Consider the following 16596-nt stretch of genomic DNA (forward strand, 5'->3'; position numbering starts at 1 on the left):
AATTTAATTTAAAGATAAGACAGGCAAGTGGGCGGATGATATTCTCCCTTCTTTGCCTGTTTTATTATGCTTTATGGAAGGATTTATTGGACTTTTACATTTTTCAGAAAAAAGGTTATGATGAGAGAGATAAAATAAGGAAAATGAAGGTGGCAGTATGAATAAAAAACACTTCTATTGGTTGAGCTTATTATTATTCGCCGTGACATTAGGCGCTTGTAGCTCGAATCAGACAGAGGCGTCTTCAAGCGAATCGTCTCAGCAAGGAACTTCTAATTTACGAGAGAAACCGTATCGTGAAGAACAATTCTTACTTGGTACGTATACACGTTTAAGCGTTTATGATGAAGGCAAAGAAGCGGCTTTAGCGCCGGCATTTGCTCGAATTAAAGACTTAGGGGATCGAATTACAATTAATGAGCCAGATTCTGAAATCGATAAAATTAATGAAAAAGCAGGTATCGAACCGGTCAAAGTGTCTTCGGATATTTATTATTTAGTTAAGACAGCTAAAGAATACAGTGTTGAATCAAAAGGTGCTTTTAACTTGGTAATTGGTGCGATTACGCAGTTATGGCGAATCGGTTTTGATGATGCACGCAAACCAAGTCAAGCTGAAATTGATCAAGCGTTGACGAAGCTTGATTATAATAAAGTCCAATTGGATGACCAAAACGAAACAGTCTACCTTGAAGAAAAAGGCATGATTATGGATTTAGGGGCAATTGCCAAAGGTTATATCGCCGATGAAGTTGCTAAAATTTTACGTGAAGAAGGGGTTACATCTGGGATTATTGACCTTGGTGGGAACATCTTAGTCATTGGGCATAGTTTCCGTGGTGCTGATCAAAAATGGAATATTGGAATTCAAGATCCAAACACGGCACGTGGGACAGTGATTGGATCCGTTCAAGGGGCAGATAAAACCGTGGTTACCTCTGGTGTTTATGAGCGCTATTTAGAAGTTGATGGCAAAAAATATCATCATATTTTTGATACGAAAACCGGTTATCCAGTCGATAATGACTTAGCTAGTGTTTCGATTTTAACCGAAGATTCGATTGATGGGGATGCATTGACGACGATGCTTTTTGCCAAAGGATTAGAAGAAGGCATGCGCTTTGTTGAAGAACAGACACCTAAAGGGACGGATGCAATCTTTATTACACACGAAGGTAAAGTTTATATTACTTCTGGTTTAGAGGATAATTTTAAATTGGATTCTGAGTCTGGATATGAAATGGCAAAATAAAAATTAATTTGGAGTAAGCAAATGAACCTTAAAGTATTTTTGGAGTTAGTTGAAATTCGCACAAAAATTGCGAGTCTCTTTCCTTTTTTGACTGCGATTGTTTTTTCGTTGACGTATTTTAAAGAAGGAAATTTTTGGAACACCGTCTTATTTTTTATTGGGATGCTTGTTTTTGATATGACCACCACCGCAATTAATAATTTAATGGATTATCAAAAAGCCAAATCGGAAACGTATAAATATGAGAACAATGTCATTGGAAAAGAAGGGCTCGATCCTAAAAAAGTTGGCTATTTAATTTTAAGTATGCTAGTTTTCACTTTATTAATTGGTCTCATTCTAAGTTTAAAAACGGGCTGGTTACTACTTGTGATGGGTGGCGTTGTTTGTTTTATTGGGATTTTTTATACATTTGGTCCGATCCCACTGTCGCGGATGCCGTTAGGTGAAATTTTTAGTGGGGTAACGATGGGGTTAGGAATTTTTGCGATTACGGTCTATATTAATACACCTTTACAGAAAGTTTTTTACTTAGTGATTGATTTTAAAGAAGGCCTTTTTGCACTGACGGGAAATTTTTGGGGCGTGGCAGCTATTTTTCTCGCTTCATTACCATTAATTTTCACCATTGCAAACTTAATGTTAGCAAATAATTTACGTGACTTAGAAGCTGATATTGAGAACCATCGTTATACATTAGTGTATTATATTGGAAGAGACGTAGGAATTATCTTATTCCAAACACTGATGTATAGTAGTTATGTAGCGATTTTATTAGGCTTAATCTTGGGTGTCTTTGAATGGCCGATTTTAATTGTCTTAGCGACCTTGCCAAAAATTCGTAAAAATTTAAAAGAACACAAAGAAAGCTTACCGCATCCAAGAAGTTTTGGTTACGGAATTAAGAATTTGGTTTTATTTAATAGTACGTATTTCTTAGGGTTACTCTTAACGCTCCTTTGGCAACAATTTTAAAATTAAAACTTCTCTTTCGTCATAAGTAGTGACAAAAGAGAAGTTTTTTTATTTTAGCTGTTTGCCGTCAATCGCACTTAAACTGATTTCGCCAGAGGAAAGGGTCATTTCACCCGCTGTGGTTTGTACGATCAGCTCACCTGCATCTGAAATACGTAAGGCTTTCCCGCTGTAAGTTATGCCACGTTGAGTAAAGCTCACGATTTTTCCGATGACAAAAGACTTATTTCGATAGTAATCTAAATACGTAGTGTCGGGTAGACCGTCAAGTAGCTCAAAAAAATTACGCCAAATTTTTTGAATCAATTCATTACGAGTGATGGTCGGTGCACCTTTGGGGAATAAAGAGCTAGCAATGGTTTGTAACTCCTCAGGAAATTGTTCGTTTGGAATGGCGAAGTTTAAGCCAATACCAATCGTAACATGGGAAATTTGCCCTGTTTCAAAATCGCTCATCGCTTCAGATAAAATTCCACAAACTTTTTTACCATTAAGAAAGATATCGTTAACCCACTTAATGCTACAAGTTTTTCCAGTCACTTCATCAATCGCTGAAGCGACGGCAACTGCTGTCAATAAAGTATATTGGGGCAACTCTTCAAATGTTCGATTCGGTTCGAGTAAGAGGGTCATATAAATTTGACCTCCCGGTGAAAAGAACGAGCGACCATAACGCCCTCGGCCACCGGTTTGTGTCTCTGTTAAAAATAACGCAGGTGTCGCTTGATGGTTCATTCCTGCTACTTTGGCAGCGTTCATTGTTGAATCGATTTGTTTTTCAATAAAAATGTTTTCAGCTAACAGAGCATCAAAAGCAATTTCTTCAGCTTCTAGAACATTAGAAGAGAGAAAGCGATACCCATTGGCTAAATGTTCAATTTGGTAACCAAGTTTTTCTAGATCGCGAATGGATTTCCAAATCGCCGTTCGTGAAACCTTTAGTTCTTTGGCTAAGGATTCCCCTGAAACGATGGCCTTAGATTGCTTTAATAATGCAAGGATTTTGTATTTGGTTCCTCTCAAAGAAATCACTCCTTTAAAAAATGTGTATGTTAGTAAGTATAAAAGGTTTTGTACATGTAAACAAGCTTGAAAATATCAAGAAAACCACTTGACGGATGAATGAAGGCTGTGTATAATAAGGAGATGCAAAAACTATCTAAAAAAACGAGCAGAAACGAAATATTGTCCGTTTCGGCGAGGAAATAAGGAACAAAAGTAGTTACTTCAGCACAAGCTGTCGCTATTTTTGGTTTTTTTTTGCTCAAAAGCCGCAAAAAATGTTCGTCGTCACATAAATTTAATTTATGTAACACAAAAGAAACAATGCAAAAGATAGCTATTTTGGCAGATTTTTTTAGAGGGGTGAAGAGCTTGGCTGGACACGTAGTAAAGTACGGAAAGCACCGCGAACGTAGAAGTTTCGCAAGAATCAGTGAAGTATTGGAATTACCAAACTTAATTGAGATTCAAACAGACTCTTATCAATGGTTTTTAGATGAAGGCTTAAGAGAGATGTTTGAAGACATTTTGCCGATTGATGATTTTAATGGCAATTTATCGTTGGAATTTGTAGATTATGAGTTAAAGACACCTAAGTATACAGTAGAAGAAGCCCGTGCCCATGATGCAAATTATTCGGCACCATTACATGTCACGTTGCGTTTGATGAACCGCGAAACAGGCGAATTGAAATCACAAGAAGTATTCTTTGGTGATTTCCCATTAATGACAGAAGAAGGAACATTCATTATTAACGGAGCAGAACGTGTTATCGTTTCTCAGTTAGTTCGTTCTCCAGGCGTTTACTTCCATGGAAAAACCGACAAAAACGGAAAAGAAGGTTTTGCTTCAACAGTGATTCCAAACCGTGGTGCATGGTTAGAAATGGAAACTGATGCAAAAGATATTTCATATGTACGTATTGACCGCACACGTAAAATTCCATTAACTGTTTTGGTCCGCGCTTTAGGTTTTGGATCAGATGATACTATTTTTGAAATTTTCGGTGATAGCGAATCACTACGCAATACAATTGAAAAAGACTTGCACAAAAATGCAAGTGATTCTCGTACAGAAGAAGGGCTAAAAGATGTTTATGAGCGTCTTCGCCCAGGTGAGCCAAAAACAGCAGACAGTTCTCGTAACTTATTAACTGCTCGTTTCTTTGACCCACGTCGTTACGACCTAGCAGCAGTTGGTCGTTACAAAGTTAACAAAAAATTAGACTTAAAAACACGTCTATTAAACTTAACTTTAGCTGAAACATTAGTTGATCCTGAAACAGGTGAAATTTTAGCTGAAAAAGGAACCGTTTTAAGTCATCAAGTTATGGATACTTTAGCAGAAGCCATCAACAATGGTTTAAATTCTGTTACTTATTATCCAAGTGAGGATGCTGTTGTCACAGAACCAATGACGGTTCAAGTCATCAAAGTCTTCTCACCAAAAGATCCAGAACGTGAAGTGAATGTTATTGGAAATGCGTACCCAACGGATGAAATACGTACCGTTCGCCCAGCAGATATCGTAGCTTCAATGAACTACTTCTTCAACTTAATGGAAGGCATCGGTAACGTAGATGATATCGATCATCTAGGAAATCGTCGTATTCGTTCAGTCGGTGAATTATTACAAAATCAATTCCGTATCGGTTTAGCTCGTATGGAACGTGTCGTTCGTGAAAGAATGTCGATTCAAGACACGGAAACATTGACACCACAACAATTAATTAATATTCGTCCCGTTGTAGCAAGTATCAAAGAATTCTTTGGTTCTTCTCAGTTATCTCAGTTCATGGACCAAACCAACCCACTAGGCGAATTGACGCACAAACGTCGTCTATCAGCCTTAGGACCTGGTGGTTTAACACGAGATCGTGCGGGTTATGAAGTTCGAGACGTTCACTATTCCCACTATGGTCGTATGTGTCCAATCGAAACGCCAGAGGGACCAAATATCGGTTTAATTAACAGTTTAGCCTCTTATGCTAAAGTGAATAAATATGGATTTATTGAAACGCCTTACCGTCGCGTTGATCGCGAAACAGGTCGTGTAACAGACAAGATTGATTACTTAACAGCTGACACAGAGGATCATTACGTTGTGGCCCAAGCAAACAGCTTACTAAATGAAGATGGCACGTTTGCTGAAGACGTTGTTATGGCACGTTTAACAAGTGAAAACTTAGAAGTATCGATTGATAAAGTTGACTACATGGACGTTTCTCCAAAACAAGTAGTTGCCGTCGCAACTGCGTGTATTCCTTTCTTAGAAAACGATGACTCCAACCGTGCCCTAATGGGTGCCAACATGCAGCGTCAAGCGGTGCCTTTGATTAATCCAAAAGCCCCTTGGATCGGAACTGGAATGGAATACAAATCAGCACATGACTCAGGAGCCGCTTTAATTTGTAAAGCAGATGGAATCGTTGAGTACATGGATGCGTCTGAAATTCGCGTTCGTCGCAATACAGGCACATTAGATAACTATACAATTACAAAATTCCGTCGTTCAAACTCAGGAACAAGCTATAACCAACGTCCATTAGTAAACGTTGGCGAAGTCGTTGAAAAAGGCGATATCTTAGCAGATGGCCCATCAATGGAATCAGGCGAAATGGCTTTAGGTCAAAACGTCTTGGTTGCCTTCATGACATGGGAAGGGTATAACTACGAGGATGCGATTATCATGAGCCGTCGTCTGGTTAAAGATGATGTCTATACTTCTGTTCATATTGAAGAATACGAATCAGAAGCACGTGATACAAAATTAGGCCCTGAAGAAATTACTCGCGAAATTCCAAACGTTGGGGAAGATGCACTTAAAAACCTTGACGAAATGGGAATCATCCGTATTGGTGCGGAAGTCAAAGATGGCGACTTACTTGTAGGTAAAGTCACTCCTAAAGGGGTAACAGAATTATCAGCAGAAGAGCGTTTATTACATGCAATCTTTGGTGAAAAAGCACGTGAAGTACGGGATACATCTCTACGTGTTCCTCACGGTGGTGGCGGTATCGTTCATGACGTTAAAGTCTTCACTCGTGAAGCTGGCGATGAATTATCACCAGGCGTAAATATGCTCGTTCGTGTTTACATCGTTCAAAAACGTAAAATTAACGAAGGGGATAAAATGGCGGGACGTCACGGAAATAAAGGTGTCGTTTCACTTATTATGCCTGAAGAAGATATGCCATTCTTACCAGACGGCACACCAGTGGATATTATGTTAAACCCACTTGGGGTACCATCACGTATGAATATTGGACAAGTATTAGAGTTACACTTAGGAATGGCAGCACGTGCCCTAAACATCCACATTGCCACACCAGTCTTTGATGGTGCAAGTGATGAAGACGTTTGGGAAACAGTACGTGAAGCTGGACTTGCAAGTGATGCGAAAACCGTTCTTTATGATGGCCGTACAGGTGAACCATTAGACGGACGTATTTCTGTAGGTGTAATGTACATGATTAAATTAGCCCACATGGTTGATGATAAATTACATGCCCGTTCAATTGGACCTTACTCACTAGTTACGCAACAACCTCTTGGAGGAAAAGCGCAATTTGGTGGACAACGTTTTGGGGAAATGGAAGTATGGGCACTGGAAGCATACGGTGCAGCTTATACTTTACAAGAAATCTTAACGTACAAATCAGATGACGTCGTAGGTCGTGTGAAAACATACGAAGCGATTGTTAAAGGTGAGCCAATTCCAAAACCAGGTGTACCGGAATCATTCCGCGTATTAGTTAAAGAGTTACAATCATTAGGTTTAGATATGCGTGTTCTAGATATTGACGATCAAGAAGTTGAACTTCGTGATATGGATGATGAAGATGACGATTTAATCACAGTCGATGCATTAACCAAATTTGCTGAACAACAACAGCAATTACGTGACGCACAAGCCAAAGCTCAAGAAGAAGCAAAAGCAGCAGCAGAACAAACAGAAGAGTAAAGGTTGTTTTATTTATGTTTTGGAACGAGTGATAAAAAGTCATGCCCAAAAAGCGCTTTTTTCTTTATGGAAATGACGCATTATCACCGAGTTCCAGAAAATAAAACACCGTGAAAAAAAGGTGTATCAAAAGTCGTTTTGCTCTAAGCAATTGGAGCTCTTTACGAACAAGTGGGTCTTTCACTTGATCGTAAAGAGTGAAATTGCCGAAAGAGCAGACTTTAGATGCCCGTGAAAAAAGGTGATTTAAGAAGCGTCTAGTGACGAGTAATAAGCAAAGAGTCGTTTGAAAGTGTTGTTTACTTTCAAAAAGAATCAGGGTTATTACCGAGTCACTGCTTCGTAAATCCCGTGAAAAAAGGTGATTTAAGAAGCGTCTAGTGACGAGTAATAAGCAAAGATTTGTTTGAAAGTGTTGTTTACTTTCAAAAAGAATCAGGGTTATTACCGAGTCACTGCTTCGTAAATCCCGTGAAAAAAGGTGATTGCTTTGGAGTCTCTAGCTGTGAGAGGTAACGAAACCTATGGGAAAATTGATTTTTGATTTTATCCATAGGGCGAGTTAGCTCCGAACGGCTACTCCAACAATCCCGTGAATAAATGTTATATGTTATAGCCATGAAATGAAATGGAGGGAACCCCTTTTGATCGATGTAAATAGATTCGAAAGCATGCAAATAGGCTTGGCTTCTCCCGAAAAAATTAGAAGCTGGTCTTATGGTGAAGTTAAAAAGCCAGAGACAATTAACTATCGTACGTTAAAACCTGAACGCGAAGGGTTATTTGATGAGCGTATTTTCGGTCCTACAAAAGATTGGGAATGTGCGTGTGGTAAATACAAACGTATCCGTTATAAAGGCATCGTTTGTGACCGTTGTGGCGTTGAAGTCACTCGCTCAAAAGTTCGTCGTGAACGCATGGGTCACATTGAATTAGCAGCACCTGTTTCACATATTTGGTACTTTAAAGGGATTCCATCACGTATGGGTCTTGTATTAGACATGAGTCCACGTGCATTAGAAGAAATTATTTATTTTGCTTCTTATGTCGTGATTGAGCCTGGTAACACAAGCTTAGAGAAAAAACAATTATTGACTGAACGCGAATACCGTGAAAAACGTGAGCAATATGGTCAAGAATTTAGCGCTGCTATGGGAGCAGAAGCCGTAAAACAATTATTAGATGCGGTCAACTTAGAAAAAGAAGTCGTGGAATTAAAAGAAGAGTTAAAAACAGCATCGGGTCAAAAACGGACACGTGCCATTCGTCGTCTAGATATCATGGAAGCATTCCGTACATCTGGTAACCAACCAAGCTGGATGGTTATGGACGTTGTTCCTGTTATTCCTCCTGATTTACGTCCGATGGTTCAATTAGAAGGTGGCCGTTTTGCGACCTCTGACTTAAATGATTTATACCGTCGTGTAATTAACCGTAATAACCGTTTGAAACGTTTATTAGACTTAAATGCACCAAACATTATCGTTCAAAACGAAAAACGCATGTTACAAGAAGCCGTTGACGCATTGATTGATAACGGTCGTCGTGGCCGTCCAGTAACTGGACCGGGTAACCGCCCATTGAAATCACTTTCTCATATGTTGAAAGGGAAACAAGGTCGTTTCCGTCAAAACTTACTTGGAAAACGTGTTGACTATTCTGGTCGTTCAGTAATCGTCGTTGGTCCATCATTAAAAATGTACCAATGTGGTTTACCGAAAGAAATGGCACTTGAATTATTTAAACCATTCGTTATGCACGAATTAGTAAAACGCGAAATTGCGTCAAACATCAAAAATGCGAAACGTAAAATTGAACGTCAAGAAGATGATGTATGGGACGTTTTAGAAGACGTTATCCGCGAGCATCCTGTTCTATTGAACCGGGCACCTACGTTACATAGATTGGGAATCCAAGCATTTGAACCAATTTTAGTTGAAGGGCGCGCAATCCGCTTACACCCATTAGTGTGTGAAGCCTATAATGCCGATTTCGATGGGGACCAAATGGCCGTTCACGTGCCATTAAACGAAGAAGCACAAGCAGAAGCAAGAATGTTAATGCTAGCAGCTCAAAACATCTTGAATCCAAAAGATGGTAAACCAGTTGTTACGCCTTCTCAGGATATGGTTTTAGGTAACTACTACTTAACAATTGAAGCAGACGGACGCGAAGGTGAAGGAATGATCTTCCGCGACATGAATGAAGCAGTAACAGCATGGCGTAATGGCTATGTTCACTTGCATTCACGTGTAGCAGTTGACCCAACCCAATTGGGTGACAAACCATTCACACCTGAACAAAAAGAACAATTAATGGTAACAACCGTTGGTAAGATTATCTTTAACTCAATCATGCCACCAGAGTTCCCTTACTTAAATGAACCAACTGATTTCAACTTAGCGGTACAAACACCAGATAAATACTTCGTGCCAGCTGGAACAAACATTCCAGAATTTATCAAGACACAAGATTTAATTGGACCGTTCAAGAAGAAAAACTTAGGTAACATCATTGCAGAAGTCTTCAAACGTTTCAAAGTAACAGAAACATCACGTATGCTTGACCGTATGAAAGACTTAGGATACAAACATTCAACAATGGCCGGTATCACTGTAGGGATTGCCGATATCATGGTTCTTGAAGAAAAACACGATATTATTGAAGAAGCTCATAAACAAGTGGCTAACATTACAAAACAATTCCGTCGTGGTTTAATTACTGATGACGAGCGTTATGAACGTGTTATTGCTGTTTGGAATGCTGCAAAAGATGAAATTCAGTTAAAATTAATGAAAACATTAGATGCAAAAAACCCTATCTTCATGATGTCAGATTCCGGTGCCCGTGGTAACATCTCCAACTTTACTCAGCTGGCTGGTATGCGTGGATTGATGGCCGCTCCAAGTGGTAAAATCATGGAATTACCAATCATCTCTAACTTCCGTGAAGGGTTAACTGTCTTAGAAATGTTTATTTCTACCCATGGTGCCCGTAAAGGAATGACGGATACTGCCTTGAAGACAGCCGATTCTGGTTACTTAACACGTCGTTTAGTTGACGTTGCCCAAGATGTTATCATTCGTGAAGACGATTGTGGCACAGACCGTGGTCTTGAAGTTCGTGCAATCCGTGAAGGAAACGAAATCATTGAATCATTAGAAGAACGCTTAATTGGTCGTTATGCACGTAAAACAGTTCGTCACCCAGAAACAGGGGAAGCAATCGTTCTTGCAGATCAATTAATTACAGAAGATTTAGCGAAACAAATTATTGATGCAGGTATCGAATTAGTAACAATTCGTTCAGTCTTCACATGTAATACAAAACACGGTGTATGTAAACACTGTTATGGCCGTAACTTAGCAATAGGAAACGAAGTTGAAGTGGGAGAAGCAGTTGGTACAATTGCTGCCCAATCAATCGGAGAGCCTGGTACACAGTTAACAATGCGTACGTTCCATACGGGTGGGGTTGCCGGAGACGATATTACTCAAGGTTTACCTCGTATTCAAGAAATCTTTGAAGCACGTAATCCAAAAGGACAAGCCGTTGTTTCAGAAGTTACTGGTGAAGTTATTGATATCTCTGAAGATGCAGCAACACGCGTTAAAGAAGTAACGATTAAAGGTGAAACAGATACAAGAACATATCAAGTACCATTTACTGCTCGTATGAAAGTAAAAGAAGGCGATATGATCGATCGTGGTGCACCATTAACCGAAGGATCAATTGAGCCAAAACACTTATTACAAGTATGTGATGTTTTAACAGTTGAAAACTACTTATTGCGTGAAGTACAACGCGTTTACCGTATGCAAGGGGTAGAAATCGGTGATAAACATATCGAAGTAATGGTTCGTCAAATGTTACGTAAAGTTCGTATCATGGATCCAGGTGATACGGATATCTTACCAGGAACACTGGTTGATATTGCGGACTTCAAAGATCGTAACTATCAAACATTAATTGCTGGTGGCGTTCCAGCAACGTCTCGTCCAGTTCTATTAGGTATTACAAAAGCATCATTAGAAACAAATAGTTTCTTATCTGCTGCTTCCTTCCAAGAAACGACTCGTGTCTTAACAGATGCAGCGATTCGTGGTAAGAAAGATCACTTATTAGGATTGAAAGAAAACGTAATTATTGGTAAGATCATTCCGGCTGGTACTGGTATGGCTCGTTACCGTAATATGGAACCAAAAGAAGTGACTGTTGCAAGTAAAAATGTCTACAGCATTTCAGACATCGAAGCACAAATGGCTGCTGAAGATGCCGCAGAAGCATTAAAAACGGAACAATAAGCATTCGAAAGCCTGACAATTTGAGTTGTCAGGCTTTTTTTGTTTTTTTTTAGGCATCTGAAGGCTGCTAGAATAAAATTTCCATCTTTTAAATCTTAAAAAAATCATAAAAAGTGATAGCGTTTTCCTTCGACTAGCGTATAATATAAATCGAAATGATGGTAGAAGGAGTTGGAAAAGGTTTGAAGATTAAATATTTAGGTACAGCTGCGGCAGAGCGAGTACCGGCGATTTTTTGTAAGTGTGAGGTCTGTGAATTTGCTCGAAAGAATAAAGGGAAAGAATGGCGCACACAGTTGCAAACAGTGATTGATGATGGCGAATTACTAATCGATTTTCCAGGGGATAGTTTTTTACATCAATGGCAACATGATATAGATTTTAATGAGATTGAGCATTTATTATTGACACACTGGCATGGCGATCATTTGTATGCTGAAGATTTGGCGTTACGAATGAGTGGCTACGGTCAAAATCTAGATAAAATTTTACATGTCTATGGTAGTGAATTTACGAAGACCTTTTATGATCGGGCGTTTGAGTTAGAAGGGCGTTTTGATGAGAGCCGGTTAGTATATCATACGATTCGGCCATACGAAGCAATTGAGATTAGTCGTTATACGATTTACCCGATTCCAGCACAACATGGTAATTTTGTAGAAGATTGTTTAGTCTATGCGATTGTTGACCGAGAAACTGGAAAATCGTTGTTTTATACGCATGATACAGGGATGTCAAAGGATGAGGATTTGAACTATTTAGCAGAGCAACAAATCGTCTTTGATTTCGTTTCATTAGATTGTACGGGTCAAGGTTTTGAACAAAGTGGTCCCGTTCATATGTCGCTAAAAGAAAACGTTACTTTGATTGAGAAGATGCGAGCACTGGGACTAGTTGGTGAGGGAACGATTTATGTAGCGAGTCACTTTTCACATAATGGTGGCTTGAATCATGAAGCGATGCAAACGTTGAGCGAAGCCGAAGGAGTTTTGACGAGCTATGATGGGATGGAAATCGATTTTTAAGCACTAATAAAGGAAAAAAAGCTGACATAGGCCAGCTTTTTTGTTAGTTCATTAAATTTTCGTAATTGATTGCAGCACCAATTAAATTGGCATTATTTAAAAATTCGCAAGCTGTAACTTTAGGCATTGCACCTGGTACACCAAATTCAACTAGTAAAGCCTCAAGACGTTGACGAATTTCATCAGTGACATCTGGTCGTGCAGAAATACCGCCACCAATAATAATCATTTCTGGATCAATGGAAACTTGAATGTTGTACAATGAATCTGCTAAATGATCATACATGCTATTAAATGCTTCAATCGCAGCTTGGTCACCAGCATCGTAGCGTTCAAATAATTCTTTGCCGCTAATTTCATGTCCAATCATTTTTGAGAAACGATCGGCTGTATTGACAGCTGTTCCGTTTGTACTTAAAGTTTTACCATTACGATTAACCATTAAACCAAATTCCCCGCCAAATAAGTGGGCACCTTTGTACAGTTGACCATTGATGAAAATGGCACCACCAACACCTGTACCAATTACCACAAAAACAGCATGCTCAACGCTACGACCGGCACCTAAGCCCATTTCAGCGATTCCGGCACAGTTCGCATCATTTTCGATTGTAATTGAAAATCTAAGAGCTGCTTCTAATTCATCAAAAATTGGACGTTCATGTAAGTAAGGTACCGCACTAATCCCATCAATACGTCGTTCTTTAACGTTAACGGCACCAGGTGAACTAATTGCCACGCCAGAAATCCCTTCGCCAAAACGAGCAATAACGTCTTTCATTGCTTGTTGCATTTCCTCAAAAGTAACAGGGGTCTTAAATTGTCCTGTCTCGCTTAATTGTTTGTCTTCCCATTTACCATATTTAACGGCAGAACCGCCAATATCAAAAACTGCTAAAGTCATGATTCATCCCTCGTTCATTCAATATTGAACCGCTTCCCATATCATAACAAGAAACCGCTTAGAAAGAAATTGTTTTTGGATTTTATTTAGAAAAAGTTCCACGTGAAACATTTTTTTGAAACAAAATCATTTTTTGGAGAAATTAAAGAAATTTTGTGATTCAATCAGTTTTCATCGCCTTTTCTGAAAAAATATGCTACACTACAACAGTTGAAATGAGTTAGCGGTAGACGGTCTGTCTATCGCTTTTTAATTCATTTATGTTGAAAGAGGAAAGGAATCACCATGCTAAATTTAACAGATATTACCCATCAATTTGCAGATAAAATCTTATATGAAAACTTAAACCTTCAAGTTAATCGAGGCGAACACGTCGGTCTAATTGGTCAAAATGGAACCGGAAAATCGACCCTTATCAAAATTATTACCGGGGAGCTTTTACCAGATAATGGCCGCGTTGAAGTCCCACGAAATAGCCACTTAGGTTACTTGGATCAATACGTCCAAGTTGATGAATCTTTGACGATTTATGACTTTTTAAAAACGGCTTTTCAAAAAGAATTGGATAAAGAAGCCCAAATTACCGAGTACTACACGAAATATAGTGAAACGATGGATGATCGTTTATTAGAAAATGCCGGTCGTTTACAAACGGAACTTGATCAAGGCGATTTTTATCAAATGGACACATTAATTCAAGAAATGGCGACAGGTCTAGGTATTCAAGTACTCGGTCTGGAGACGGTTTTAAAAGAATTAAGTGGTGGTCAACGTTCAAAAGTCATTCTAGCTAAGCTGCTACTTGAAAAACCAGATATTTTAGTCTTAGATGAGCCCACTAACCATTTGGACGATACACACGTCTTGTGGCTAACCAACTTTTTACAAGCGTTCTCCGGCACCTTTTTAGTCGTTTCACATGACCGTGATTTTTTGAATGAAATTACCACCCATATTGCCGATATTGAATTTGGGCAAATGACCAAATATACAGGCAATCTGAAAAAAGCGTTAAAACAAAAAGAAGCCAATCGTGAAACGTATTTAAAACAATACGAAAATCAAAAGAAACACATTGAAAAAACCGAAGCTTATATTCGTAAATACAAAGCTGGTTCACGCTCGACGATGGCAAAAAGTCGTGAGAAGCAACTCGATAAAGTCGAACGCTTAACACCACCGAGTGAAGCGTTAAAACCGCACTATCAATTCCCTTATAATCCAATTGTCTCAACGTTAGCATTAACAACCGATCATTTAGTGATTGGTTATGAAGGTAAACCATTATTAAGTCCGATTCAACTAACGATTCGTTATGGCGAAAAAATTGCAATTCGAGGTTTTAATGGGATTGGGAAATCAACACTGCTAAAAACCTTAATCGGTGAAATTCCGTCCGTTGATGGTGAATTTCATTTACCGGCCAATACGAAGATTAATTACTTCTCACAAGATTTATCGTGGGAATACCCACTTGAAACACCTCTACAATACTTAGGTGATCTTTTCCCGAAAGCGACCGTGAAAGAGTTGCGTCGTCATTTATCATTAGCTGGTCTAGTGAACCAATTAGCCCAAGAACCAATGAAAAATTTAAGTGGTGGCGAACAGACGAAAGTTAAATTAGCGCAAATGACCATGACACCGGGAAATTTCTTGATTTTAGATGAACCAACGAACCATATTGACCAACAAGCCAAAGAGAGTTTACAAGAGAGTTTAATTAACTATCCAGGAACCGTGATTGTTGTCTCGCATGAGCAAGAGTTTTATGAAGAATGGGTCGATCGTATCGTTGATATCCGAGAATAGGAGGGAGTATCTTGCACCAACAATTTGATAAATTAAATTTGCATGTAATTGAATTACCGATTACTTTTGTCGATGACCAACCAGTATATGAAGGTTATTTACGTGAATTACCATTTATTGCAGCCGAAACCTCATCGAAGCAACAACTTTATCGCCAACTACTTGAAAAGTACCAAGCCTATGCGGAAACACAACTAGTTAAACAAGCCGAAGAAGAAGAACAAGAAGAAATGACTTCTTCGTTACTGGATTACGCCGATCTTTTGAAATACTATGATGGTGAAACCTTTGATGGTTTTGAATGGCAGCCCGATTCAAATGGAAAATAGCAAATAAAAAAGAAGTAACAATCGATTCAATTCGGTTGTTGCTCCTTTTTGTATATTATGGTTGTATAATATTTGGTGTTGATGGAAAAATCTCATAGAGATTTTCTTTCAGCACTTTTTTTAATTTTGCTAACAAAAAGAGGCCTCAAACTGATAAAATGTAGTCGTCTAAAACAAACATATATCAGGAGTGAAGCCTCATGGACAATAATACTAGAAAAATGCTTGGATTAACAGATGAAAATATTACTTTCCCAGAAAATTGGTTGGAGGATGTGAAAATAAAAGGTGTCACTGCTCAATTAATTATTGGCTCCTTGACTTATAATCCGACTCATTGCGAGAAATGCGGGAGAAAAAATCAAGGTGAAATTGTTAAGAACGGTACAAATACCACTCGTACTCAAATGGCTTTGTTCCGTAACACGTTAACCTATTTAGAGCTGAAACGATCACGCTTTCTTTGTCGTAATTGCGGACAAACCATCATGGATTTACATTCAAAAAAAATAATTGGTTACTCATTTGACAAGAAAATGGATACGACTCTTGTTCTTCGAACATTAGAAGCTGCTTTAAAAAACAGGAAAATTAATTCAACATTCTTTTTCTCGTAAAGGTTGTCCGTATGACAATGCAGGGATAGAATCTTTCCATGCAAGTCTGAAAAAGGAGCGAGTCTATCAACAAGAGGTTTATCCCGATTTCGAAACAGCAAAACTTGACATTTTTGATTATGTTTTCCGTTTTTATAATCGAAAGAGAAGACATGGTTCTATCGGTTATTTGACTCCATTTACATACGAGAATCTTATCAACAGCGTTGTCTAAATCCAGACACTCTATATTATTTTTTTCGAACAATTTCATGGTTTTTTCCACTCATTGTTTGATTCAAGTGTCAAGCGATCTGGCTTGATGTTTGAATCAAACAATGAGAAACTCCATGAATGAAATTATTCGCTTAATTGCAATATCAAATGCATAAAAAATTTTAAAAACCTTTATAGACAGCGAATTACTCAATAAT

Annotated in this window: 10 protein-coding genes and 1 pseudogene; 9 read left to right on the forward strand and 2 right to left on the reverse strand. The window is 38.6% G+C overall.

Annotated features, from left to right (window positions below):
- Positions 1-157: 157 nt before the first annotated feature.
- Complete coding sequence (locus ACFO3L_RS08910; protein WP_379966212.1) at positions 158-1252, forward strand: FAD:protein FMN transferase; 1095 nt, start codon at positions 158-160, stop codon at positions 1250-1252.
- A 21-nt stretch (positions 1253-1273) separates the two neighbouring features.
- Complete coding sequence (menA, locus tag ACFO3L_RS08915) at positions 1274-2227, forward strand: 1,4-dihydroxy-2-naphthoate polyprenyltransferase (RefSeq protein ID WP_379966215.1); 954 nt, start codon at positions 1274-1276, stop codon at positions 2225-2227.
- 48 nt (positions 2228-2275) lie between these two features.
- Here the strand turns inward: menA and ACFO3L_RS08920 are convergent, their stop codons facing one another.
- On the reverse strand, positions 2276-3250 hold the full coding sequence (locus ACFO3L_RS08920) for a biotin--[acetyl-CoA-carboxylase] ligase (RefSeq protein WP_379966218.1): 975 nt from the start codon (positions 3248-3250) through the stop codon (positions 2276-2278).
- Between the two features lie 351 nt (positions 3251-3601).
- On the opposite strand from ACFO3L_RS08920, the gene rpoB reads away from it, so the two are divergent.
- The 3 genes from rpoB (at position 3602) to ACFO3L_RS08935 (ending at position 12521) form a co-directional block, all read left to right on the forward strand.
- Positions 3602-7192 (forward strand): DNA-directed RNA polymerase subunit beta, encoded by a 3591-nt coding sequence (gene rpoB, locus ACFO3L_RS08925; RefSeq protein WP_379966221.1) that lies wholly within the window; start codon positions 3602-3604, stop codon positions 7190-7192.
- Positions 7193-7836: 644 nt separating this feature from the next.
- On the forward strand, positions 7837-11496 hold the full coding sequence (rpoC, locus tag ACFO3L_RS08930) for a DNA-directed RNA polymerase subunit beta' (protein ID WP_379966224.1): 3660 nt from the start codon (positions 7837-7839) through the stop codon (positions 11494-11496).
- Positions 11497-11678: 182 nt separating this feature from the next.
- Positions 11679-12521: an MBL fold metallo-hydrolase gene (locus ACFO3L_RS08935; RefSeq protein WP_379966227.1), complete on the forward strand. Its 843-nt coding sequence runs from the start codon at positions 11679-11681 to the stop codon at positions 12519-12521.
- A gap of 43 nt (positions 12522-12564) precedes the next feature.
- Here ACFO3L_RS08935 and ACFO3L_RS08940 read toward each other — a convergent pair whose 3' ends face one another.
- On the reverse strand, positions 12565-13425 hold the full coding sequence (locus ACFO3L_RS08940; RefSeq protein ID WP_379966230.1) for an ROK family protein: 861 nt from the start codon (positions 13423-13425) through the stop codon (positions 12565-12567).
- A gap of 285 nt (positions 13426-13710) precedes the next feature.
- On the opposite strand from ACFO3L_RS08940, the gene ACFO3L_RS08945 reads away from it, so the two are divergent.
- The 4 genes and pseudogenes from ACFO3L_RS08945 to ACFO3L_RS08960 form a co-directional block, all read left to right on the forward strand.
- Positions 13711-15237, forward strand: a complete 1527-nt coding sequence (locus tag ACFO3L_RS08945) for an ABC-F family ATP-binding cassette domain-containing protein (RefSeq protein WP_379966233.1) — start codon at positions 13711-13713, stop codon at positions 15235-15237.
- Positions 15238-15245: 8 nt separating this feature from the next.
- A complete protein-coding gene (locus ACFO3L_RS08950; RefSeq protein WP_379966242.1) occupies positions 15246-15566 on the forward strand; it encodes a hypothetical protein in 321 nt (106 codons plus the stop codon).
- Between the two features lie 200 nt (positions 15567-15766).
- Positions 15767-16183: a transposase family protein gene (locus ACFO3L_RS11525; RefSeq protein WP_465253953.1), complete on the forward strand. Its 417-nt coding sequence runs from the start codon at positions 15767-15769 to the stop codon at positions 16181-16183.
- A pseudogene (locus ACFO3L_RS08960) lies at positions 16170-16397 on the forward strand (integrase core domain-containing protein); the annotation flags it as partial. The gene ACFO3L_RS11525 and the pseudogene ACFO3L_RS08960, both read left to right, overlap by 14 nt.
- Between the last annotated feature and the right edge of the window lie 199 nt (positions 16398-16596).

The organism is Enterococcus eurekensis (assembly GCF_042654605.1).
GTDB lineage: Bacteria > Bacillota > Bacilli > Lactobacillales > Enterococcaceae > Enterococcus_I > Enterococcus_I eurekensis.

Coding starts and splice junctions, on each gene's coding strand:
- ACFO3L_RS08910 (WP_379966212.1), top strand. CDS start 158: ATGAATAAAAAACACTTCTATTGGTTGAGCTTATTATTATTCGCCGTG.
- menA (WP_379966215.1), top strand. CDS start 1,274: ATGAACCTTAAAGTATTTTTGGAGTTAGTTGAAATTCGCACAAAAATT.
- ACFO3L_RS08940 (WP_379966230.1), bottom strand. CDS start 13,425: ATGACTTTAGCAGTTTTTGATATTGGCGGTTCTGCCGTTAAATATGGT.
- ACFO3L_RS08945 (WP_379966233.1), top strand. CDS start 13,711: ATGCTAAATTTAACAGATATTACCCATCAATTTGCAGATAAAATCTTA.
- ACFO3L_RS11525 (WP_465253953.1), top strand. CDS start 15,767: ATGGACAATAATACTAGAAAAATGCTTGGATTAACAGATGAAAATATT.